This window comes from Streptomyces sp. RB17, from assembly GCF_009604455.1.
Taxonomy (GTDB): Bacteria; Actinomycetota; Actinomycetes; order Streptomycetales; family Streptomycetaceae; genus Streptomyces.
Genome location: NZ_WEGL01000014.1, coordinates 86,193 through 95,298, shown reverse-complemented (window position 1 = coordinate 95,298; position 9,106 = coordinate 86,193). Strand labels below are relative to the sequence as shown.

Annotated in this window: 7 protein-coding genes; 6 read left to right on the top strand and 1 reads right to left on the bottom strand. The window is 69.8% G+C overall.

The features are described from left to right. Positions 1–123 precede the first annotated feature (123 nt). Positions 124–771 carry a GntR family transcriptional regulator gene (locus SRB17_RS41275; protein WP_153546788.1) on the bottom strand — a complete coding sequence of 216 codons (648 nt, stop codon included), beginning with the start codon at positions 769–771 and terminating at the stop codon, positions 124–126. A gap of 1,604 nt (positions 772–2,375) precedes the next feature. Between SRB17_RS41275 and SRB17_RS41260 the strand changes: the two genes are divergently transcribed. From SRB17_RS41260 to SRB17_RS47105, 6 genes are all read left to right on the top strand, one after another. Then, complete coding sequence (locus SRB17_RS41260) at positions 2,376–3,422, top strand: LacI family DNA-binding transcriptional regulator (protein WP_153546786.1); 1,047 nt, start codon at positions 2,376–2,378, stop codon at positions 3,420–3,422. Beyond that, positions 3,419–4,957, top strand: coding sequence for a sugar ABC transporter ATP-binding protein (locus SRB17_RS41255; protein ID WP_323377465.1), 1,539 nt, complete (start codon positions 3,419–3,421; stop codon positions 4,955–4,957). The genes SRB17_RS41260 and SRB17_RS41255 overlap by 4 nt, the downstream gene beginning before the upstream one ends. After that, entirely contained in the window at positions 4,947–6,899 is a 1,953-nt protein-coding gene (locus SRB17_RS41250; protein WP_323377463.1) for a substrate-binding domain-containing protein, read from the top strand. Before SRB17_RS41255 ends, SRB17_RS41250 begins: the two co-directional genes overlap by 11 nt. 109 nt (positions 6,900–7,008) lie before the next feature. Then, positions 7,009–7,911, top strand: a complete 903-nt coding sequence (locus tag SRB17_RS41245; RefSeq protein ID WP_153546784.1) for a ribokinase — start codon at positions 7,009–7,011, stop codon at positions 7,909–7,911. Beyond that, positions 7,908–8,288: a D-ribose pyranase gene (rbsD, locus tag SRB17_RS41240; RefSeq protein ID WP_323377461.1), complete on the top strand. Its 381-nt coding sequence runs from the start codon at positions 7,908–7,910 to the stop codon at positions 8,286–8,288. Before SRB17_RS41245 ends, rbsD begins: the two co-directional genes overlap by 4 nt. Positions 8,289–8,589: 301 nt before the next feature. After that, positions 8,590–8,889, top strand: coding sequence for a transposase family protein (locus SRB17_RS47105; RefSeq protein WP_323377460.1), 300 nt, complete (start codon positions 8,590–8,592; stop codon positions 8,887–8,889). Positions 8,890–9,106: the final 217 nt, after the last annotated feature.

Sequence of the window (9,106 nt, the reverse complement as noted above, 5' to 3'; positions counted from 1 at the left end):
GGCGAGGCGGTCAACCACGCCGTCGCCGGTGTCGCCGCACTCCACAACCTCAAGCTCGACATTCGGTAACCGAAGCACCCCGTCGCGGGGCAACAGTTTCCTGCCCGCATTACGTGATGGCTCTTAGCCCGCGAGCAGCACCTTGAGCGTCGACTCCAGATGGTGGTCGATAGCGGAACACGCGGCCTGCGCGTCACCGGCCTCCAGAGCGTCCAGGATGGCCTCGTGTTCCTCCAGCACCGCTTCCTGACGTCCCTGCTGGTTGAAGAGAGCGACCACTCCGGCACGGACCTGGCGGCTACGCAGGCCGTCGTAGTGCCGGTCGAGGAGGGCGTTGCCGACGGCGGACACCAGGGCCGAATGGAAGCGGTGGTCCACGGCGATGAACTCCCGAGCCTGGTCGGCGCCGGTGAGCTCGCGCTGCCGTTCCAGCAGGGATCGCAGCCCCGCCACCGGCACTGCTCCCCCGGAGACAAGCTGCTGGGCGGCATACCGCTCGACGATGCCCCGCAGCTCCATCAGCTCGCGGATCTGCCGTCCTGTCAGGAGGGACACCCGGGCGCCCCGCTTGGGCACCAGCTCGACCAGGTCCTCGGCCGCAAGCTGCAGCAGCGCCTCCCGGACGGGGGTGCGGGAGACGCCGATACGGTCCGCGAGCTCCTGCTCCGACAGGAAGGTGCCCTGCATCGCGGGATCCGTCAGCACCGTGTCCTTGAGATACGCGTACGCCTTCTCCCGACCGGACGTCACGGCAACCCCCAGCTTTCGCATACAGCTTGTATACGGACGCTACCACGCACCTCCCGCAGGGGCCTTCGAGGACAGCACATCCGTGGCACGGATCGACCTCGTGGCGGCTGGCACCTCACGAGTTGCGAGGGCTGAGGCTCCTGCACATAACCGGGACAAGCTCCGGCCGGGCGGCGGCCGTCCCGAGGAGGTGCAGGCGCCGATCCCCTGACAGGGGCGCATGCCGCCGGATGTCTGCACGCTCGCGAGGGCATTCCCGAACCGGATCCGCGCCGCCCCAGCCGAGCACGGAGCGGTTCGGGCCTATGTTCCGTCGATCGTTCTTCGAAACCGTGCCCACAGCGTGCCCACAAGAGCGGACAGCCACGGTCATCAGCGGTGCGAATCGGCTCACCCAGCGGCGCGGACACGGCGGGCGAGGATGGCCATGCCGCTGTGGGCCGCGGCTTGGAGTTCGTGGACGCCTGGGGCAGGAAATAGCGTCATCACCGCCGCCGGGGTCTCGGCCGGCATCGACATGGCCCTCCACCTGACCGGGGAACTCGCCGGCCGAGCCTCCGTTCGACCCGATCGACTGGGAGGACGCCGACCCCGCCCAGTACGCGCCCCGTCTGCGGCAGCGTCTTCAGCAGGCCCTCACTGACCATCCCGCGCTCCTGGCACGTCTGACCGATTGAGCGCAGGGCATCGCGGCGGAGTCCGGCTCCTCGACGTCAACCTCTCTGACCTTCCGGCGCGTCCTGGCGGGCTTCGAGGCAGACCTGAGCCTGTACCGGCTGGAGGAGAACGCCCTGAGTAAACACGCCATCACACTGCACCAGCGCGCCAGCGGCTACTTCAAAGCCCTCGCCTACGTCATCTCCACCGCCGCCGTCATCGCGATCCACAGCGGCAGCGAGAACATCACCATGAAAGAGATCGACGCCGCAACGGCCCAACTCGGCCCCTGGGAGGGCGAGATGTGAGGTGATGTCTGTTTCGCTGCCCGGAGGGAGTAGCTGCGTCGGTTATCTGGGTGTTCTGCGCAGGTGCAGTTGTGCAGTTCATGGGTGCGTAGCGGGTCTCAGCATCCGCAGCATCGGCCGACGTCGCCGGTGGCCCGGTCACCGGCTCCATGCCCAGCACCTTCACCTTGGGCAGCGGTGTGTCGGCGAACTCGCGCGCCGATGTGCGGAACGAGCCCATCACCGGGCACTCCGGCTCGCGGCACCACCAGCGGCGCTCGTGCCGGTAGAACTCCAACCGCCCGGCCCTTCACCCGGGAGGCCGAGACCCCCGCAGAACGGGCGGGCCCGCGCCACCTCGTCCACCGTGATCAGGTGCACCCGACGCCTTTCACCGGGCCGGTGCCTCGCCCCCGCACGAAGGACACCCCGTCGAGACCGAGCAGCGACGTCGTGTCGTTGGCTAAGCCCGTGGCCCCCTCGCCAAGGAGCACCACGACGGCGGCCCCACCCCATCCCACCCCGGTCACGATTAGGTTTCGGCCATCTTCACCCCCTTGCCTTCGCCTCGTGTAATCGTTTCCAATCCTTCCTACGGCACGGCATGGAATCGATTACACGACTCCACGGTTACACAGCCGTCCGTTCCATCAGGGAGTCTCACGAGGAGGTGAGCCGGCGTTGGCGAGTATCAAGGATGTCGCCGCCTCGGCCGGGGTGTCCGTGGCCACGGTGTCACGTGTCCTGAACGAGCACCCGTCGGTCAGCGCGGACGCACGCACACGTGTGCTGGCCGCCGTCGAGGAGCTGAGGTACCGGCCCAACGCCGTCGCCCGCTCCCTGCGGACCGACCAGACCCACACCCTCGGGCTCGTCATCAGCGACGTGCTGAACCCTTACTTCACCGAGCTGGCCCGCTCCGTCGAGGAAGAAGCCCGGGCGCTCGGGTACAGCGTGATCATCGGGAACGCCGACGAGCAGCCCGAGATCCAGGATCATCACGTGCGAAACCTGCTGGATCGGCGGATCGACGGGCTGCTCGTCTCCCCCACCGACGGCGGGTCGCCGCTCATGCTCGACGCAGCCCGCGCCGGGACGCCCATGGTGTTCGTGGACCGGTGGATCCCGGGCATGGACGTGCCCGTCGTACGGGCCGACGGGCAGGCCGCCATACGGGATCTCGTCGCCCATCTCCACTCCCTCGGGCACCGGCGGCTCGCCATCATTGGCGGGCCCGCCGCCACCACGACCGGCAGTGAGCGCGTCGAGGCCTTCCGGGCCGCGCTCGCCGAGTACGGGCTCGCGCTCCCCGACGCCTACATAGGCCAGGGCGACTTCCAGGCCGAGAGCGGGCGGCGGGTCACCGAGAGGTTCCTGGATCTCCCCGAGCCCCCCGACGTCGTCTTCGCCGCCGACAACCTCATGGCACTCGGCGCCCTGGACGCCGTACGCGCGCGTGGGCTGCGCGTGCCGGACGACATCGCGCTCGCCGCGTTCGACGACATCCCCTGGTTCGTGCACACCGACCCGCCCGTCACCGCGATCGCCCAGCCGACCAGTGAGCTGGGACGGGCCGCCGTACGGGCCCTCGTCGACCGCATCGAGGGGCGCACGCCCCGGTCCGTCACCCTGTCCGCCCGGCTCGTCGTACGCCGCTCGTGCGGTGAGCCACCGCCATCCCCAACCCCCACGCAGTCCCCCTCCCCAGTGCAAAGGAGCACGTCGTGAGCAACCCGGACGAGTTGCTGCGCATCGAGGGCATACGCAAGACCTTCCCCGGCGTGGTCGCGCTCGACGGCGTCGACTTCGATCTGCGCCGGGGCGAGGTCCATGTGCTGCTCGGTGAGAACGGCGCCGGCAAGAGCACGCTGATCAAGATGCTCTCCGGGGCCTACACGCCCGATGCCGGACGGATTCGCGTCGACGGCCACGAAGTGCGTATCCATGGTGCGCAGGACGCCGAACGGCTCGGAATCGCCACCATCTACCAGGAGTTCAACCTCGTTCCCGATCTGACCGTCGCCGAGAACATCTTTCTCGGGCGGCAGCCTCGCCGCTTCGGGATGATCGACCGGAAGAAGATGGAGGCCGAGGCCGAAGCCCTCCTCGCGCGCGTGGGCGTCCATGTGTCACCACGCGCGCGTGTGCGTGAACTCGGTATCGCCCGGCTGCAGATGGTCGAGATCGCCAAGGCGCTCAGCCTGGACGCGCGCGTGCTCATCATGGACGAGCCGACCGCCGTGCTCACCTCGGAGGAGGTGGAGAAGCTCTTCGGTATCGTGCGCTCGCTGCGTGAGGACGGCGTCGGGATCGTCTTCATCACCCATCACCTCGAGGAGATCGCCGCCCTGGGGGACCGGGTCACCGTCATCCGGGACGGCAAGAGCGTCGGGCAGGTTCCGGCCGCCACGCCCGAGGACGAGCTCGTACGGCTCATGGTCGGGCGGTCCATCGAGCAGCAGTACCCGCGCCAACGGCCGGACCGGGGCGCCGCGCTGCTGTCCGTCGAGGAGCTCACCCGGGACGGGGTGTTCCACGACGTCAGCTTCGAGGTGCACGCCGGCGAGGTCGTCGGGATCGCCGGGCTCGTCGGAGCCGGGCGGACCGAGGTCGTACGGGCCGTGTTCGGGGCCGATCCCTACGACGGCGGGGCCGTCACCGTCTCCGGGACACGGCTCAAGCGGCATGACGTGAACGCCGCCATGACCGCCGGGATCGGGCTCGTGCCCGAGGACCGCAAGGGGCAGGGGCTCGTGCTGGACGCCTCCGTCGAGGAGAACCTCGGGCTGGTCACCCTGCGCGCCGCCACCCGGGGCGGGTTCGTGGACCGCACGTCACAGCGTGTCGCAGCCGAGCGGATCGCCCAACAGCTGGGCGTGCGCATGGCGGGCCTCGGGCAGCAGGTGCGCACCCTGTCCGGCGGCAACCAGCAGAAGGTCGTCATCGGCAAGTGGCTGCTGGCCGACACCAAGGTGCTGATCCTCGACGAGCCGACGCGCGGCATCGACGTCGGCGCCAAGGTCGAGATCTACCAGCTGATCAACGAACTGACCGCCGCCGGGGCCGCCGTACTCATGATCTCCAGCGACCTGCCGGAGGTCCTCGGCATGAGCGACCGGGTGCTGGTCATGGCCCAGGGCCGGATCGCCGGTGAACTCACCGCCGACGAGGCCACCCAGGACGCCGTCATGGCCCTCGCCGTCTCCACCCCCGCCACCGAGAAGACCGACAAGACCCAGAAGGAGGCCAGCCGTGGCCACTGACACGCTCAAGAGCACGACGGGCGCGACGGGCGCCCCCGGCGGCCTGCGCCGGCTGCTCCTCGACAACGGCGCGCTCACCGCGCTGATCGTCCTGGTCATCGCCCTGTCGGCGCTCTCCGGAGACTTCCTGACCACCGACAATCTACTCAACATCGGTGTCCAAGCCGCCGTTACGGCCATCCTCGCCTTCGGTGTGACCTTCGTGATCGTCTCGGCCGGCATCGACCTGTCGGTCGGGTCGGTGGCCGCGCTCTCGGGGACCGTGCTGGCCTGGAGCGCGACGCAGCACGGGGTGCCGGTGGTACTCGCAGTGCTCCTGAGCCTCGCCACGGGTGTCGTGGCCGGGCTGGTGAACGGTTTCCTCATCGCCTACGGCAAGCTGCCGCCGTTCATCGCGACGCTGGCGATGCTGTCCGTGGGCCGTGGTCTCGCGCTGGTGATCTCGCAGGGCTCGCCGATCGCCTTCCCGAACTCGGTCTCGCACCTCGGTGACACGCTCGGCGGCTGGCTGCCGGTGCCCGTGCTGGTCATGGTGGTCATGGGGCTGATCGCGACCCTCGTCCTGAACCGGACGTACATCGGCCGCTCGATGTACGCCATCGGCGGCAACGAGGAGGCGGCCCGGCTGTCGGGTCTGCGCGTATCGAAGCAGAAGCTCGCCATCTACGCCCTGTCCGGTCTGTTCGCGGCCATCGCCGGCATCGTGCTGGCCTCCCGGCTGTCCTCGGCGCAGCCGCAGGCCGCCAACGGCTATGAGCTGGACGCGATCGCGGCGGTCGTCATCGGCGGTGCCTCGCTCGCGGGTGGCACCGGCAAGGCCTCCGGCACGCTGATCGGCGCGCTGATCCTGGCGGTGCTCCGCAACGGCCTCAACCTCCTGTCCGTGTCGGCGTTCTGGCAGCAGGTCGTGATCGGTGTCGTCATCGCCCTGGCGGTGCTGCTGGACACCGTGCGCCGCAAGGCTGGGGCGACTCCCGTGACCACGGGCGGTGCTCCGGGTGGCAAGGGCAAGCAGGCGGCGACGTACACGCTCGCGGCCGTCGTGACCGTGGCGGTCGTCGGCGCGACCTCCTTCCTGCACAGCGGGTCCTCGTCCACCACGACCCCGCGCATGGGTCTGTCGCTGTCCACCCTCAACAACCCCTTCTTCGTGCAGATCCGGGCCGGCGCCCAGGCGGAGGCGAAGAAGCTGGGCGTGCACCTGACCGTCACCGACGCCCAGAACGACGCCTCGCAGCAGGCCAACCAGCTGCAGAACTTCACCAGTTCGAGCCTCGGCGCGATCATCGTCAACCCGGTGGACTCGGACGCGGCGAGCAACTCGGTCAAGGCCGCCGACAAGGCGAAGATCCCGGTCATCGCCGTCGACCGGGGCGTCAACAAGGCCGATGTGGATGCCCTGGTGGCATCCGACAACGTGGCCGGCGGTGAGCTGGCCGCCAAGACGATCGCCGAGAAACTCGGCGGCAAGGGCAAGGTCGTCATCCTGCAGGGCCAGGCCGGTACGTCGGCGGCCCGGGAGCGGGCGGCCGGCTTCGCGCAGGGTCTGAAGGCCTACCCCGGTATCCAGGTGGTGGCCCAGCAGCCCGCCGACTTCGACCGCACCAAGGGCCTCGACGTGATGTCCAACCTGCTCCAGGCCCACCCGGACGTCCAGGGCGTCATCGCCGCCAACGACGAGATGGCGCTCGGCGCGATCAAGGCACTCGGCTCCAAGGCCGGCACGTCGGTCCAGGTCGTCGGCTTCGACGGCACCCCGGACGGACTGACCGCGGTGAAGGGCGGCACGCTGTACGCGTCGGTCGCCCAACAGCCGACGCAGCTGGGAAGGATCGCCGTGGACAACGCGCTGCAGGCCGTGCAGGGCAAGAAGGTCGAGTCGACGGTGAAGGTGCCGGTGAAGGTGGTCACGAAGGACAACGTGGCCGGATTCAGCGGCTGACGGCGGACGGCTCGGGCGGGCGGTCGTACACCACGACGTACATCGTGGGGGCGGCCGACCGCCCGGAGCCGGTTCGCTGGGAATCACGGGGAGCAAGGGGAGTCAACTGATGTGCGACTACGACGTGTTGGTCGTGGGGTCGGCCAACGCCGACCTGGTGATCGATGTCGAGCGGCGACCGGCCGCCGGTGAGACGGTGCTCGGCGGCGACCTGGCCGTCCACCCGGGCGGCAAGGGCGCCAACCAGGCGGTCGCCGCCGCCCGGCTCGGCGCGACCACGGCCCTGCTGGCGAGGGTCGGCGACGACGGCCACGGCCGGCTGCTGCTCGACTCCCTGCGCTCGGCGGGCGTCGACACGGCCGGCGTGCTGGTGGGCGGGGCGCCGACGGGCGTCGCGCTGATCACCGTCGACCCTGAAGGGGACAACAGCATCGTGGTGTCCCCGGGCGCCAACGCCCGGCTCACCCCGGTGGACATCCGCGCGGCAGGCAGCCTCTTCCACGCCTCCCGGGTGGTGTCGGCTCAGCTGGAGATCCCGCTGGAGACGGTCGTAGAGGTCGTACGCAACCTGTCCCCGGACAGCCGCTTCGTCCTGAACCCGTCGCCGCCGCGCCCGCTGCCCTGGGAGGTGCTGGCGGCCTGCGACCCGCTGATCGTCAACGAGCACGAGGCCCGGGTGATTCTGGGCGACACGTGCGTGAGCGAGGAGCCCGAGGACTGGGCGAAGCTGCTGCTGGCCAAGGGGCCGCGCTCGGTGGTGGTGACGCTGGGTGCGGAGGGGGCGCTGGTGTGCGACTCGTCCGGGGTGACGCGGGTGGCGTCGGTGAAGGTGGACGCGGTGGACACGACGGGGGCGGGAGACGCCTTCACCGCCGCGCTGGGCTGGAAGCTGGGCGCGGGTGCCTCGCCGGCCGAAGCGGCAGGGTACGCGGCCCGGGTCGGCGCGGCTGCCGTGACGAAGCGGGGCGCGCAGGAGTCGTACCCGACCGCGGAGGAGGTCGACGCGCTGTGAAGAAGGCGGGAATCCTCAACCGTCATCTGGCCGGTGCCCTGGCGGAGCTGGGGCACGGGGACGGGGTGCTGGTGTGCGACGCCGGCATGCCGATCCCGGTCGGGCCGCGCGTGGTGGACCTGGCGTTCCGGGCCGGGGTGCCGTCGTTCGCGGAGGTGCTGGACGGGCTGCTGGCCGAGCTGGTGGCGGAGGGCGCGACGGCGGCGCAGGAGCTGGGCGGGCCCAACCGGGCGTTGCTGGAGGGCCATTTCAAGGACCTGGAGCTGGTCCCGCACGAGCGCCTGAAGAAGCTCTCGGCGGGAGCCCGGCTGGTGGTCCGCACCGGGGAGGCGCGGCCGTACGCGAATGTGCTGCTGCGATGCGGGGTGTTCTTCTGAGCCACCGTTGAACTGCGCATCAAGTCGGGCCTGCGGGGGCCGCGAAATCGGTGCAGTCACGTCGGGGGCCCTTGGGGCCAGGGCGGCTGCAAGTTCGAGTGTTGTGCGGCTGGTTGGGGAGTGACCGGTTGGGGTGCAGAGAAGGGCAGGCACGGGCTTCGTGATCATTGTGGTGTCTGAAGCCCAATGACCATGAGGTGGCCCGTGCCTGCCGCTGTATCTTCTCCCATCCCTGCCGTGCTGGTGAGGCTGGGTCCGCTTGACGACGGCCGGGTAACCGACCCGCGCCCCTATCTACTCGGTGCCCGACCCGCGCTCGCGGCGGGGCCGGTGGTACTCGCTGACAGCGATCCTGCTGGTGTGTGCCTGCGCGGGTGTCGCGGGAGCGAAGAGCATCGACGAGCTCGCCGAATGGGGCGAGCGTGCCCCGGACACACTGCTGGCGGTCATCGGCATCCGCCGCCATCCGCTCAGACGGCGGCACACTCCCTCGCCGGCCACGATCGGGCGCGTACTGGGGGCCGTCGACGGTGACGTCCTGGACCGGGCGGTGGGCGCCTACCTCGCCAGGGGCACCGCGCTGCCACCGAACCCGACGTGACGCCGTCCGCCTCCGCCTCCGCGCGACGGCGCGTCATCGCCGCAGCACCATTTCCAGAAGCTGCCCTACAACCAACTCCTATTCATGTTCAGGACACAAGACCAGCACAAACCAATCCGCTCGACCACGCAGCAAGAGCAAAATCCCGTACCGATCACTACATTCCGAGACCATCACTAAAGACACCCGGATGGTCGTGGATGACGCATGCCGCACC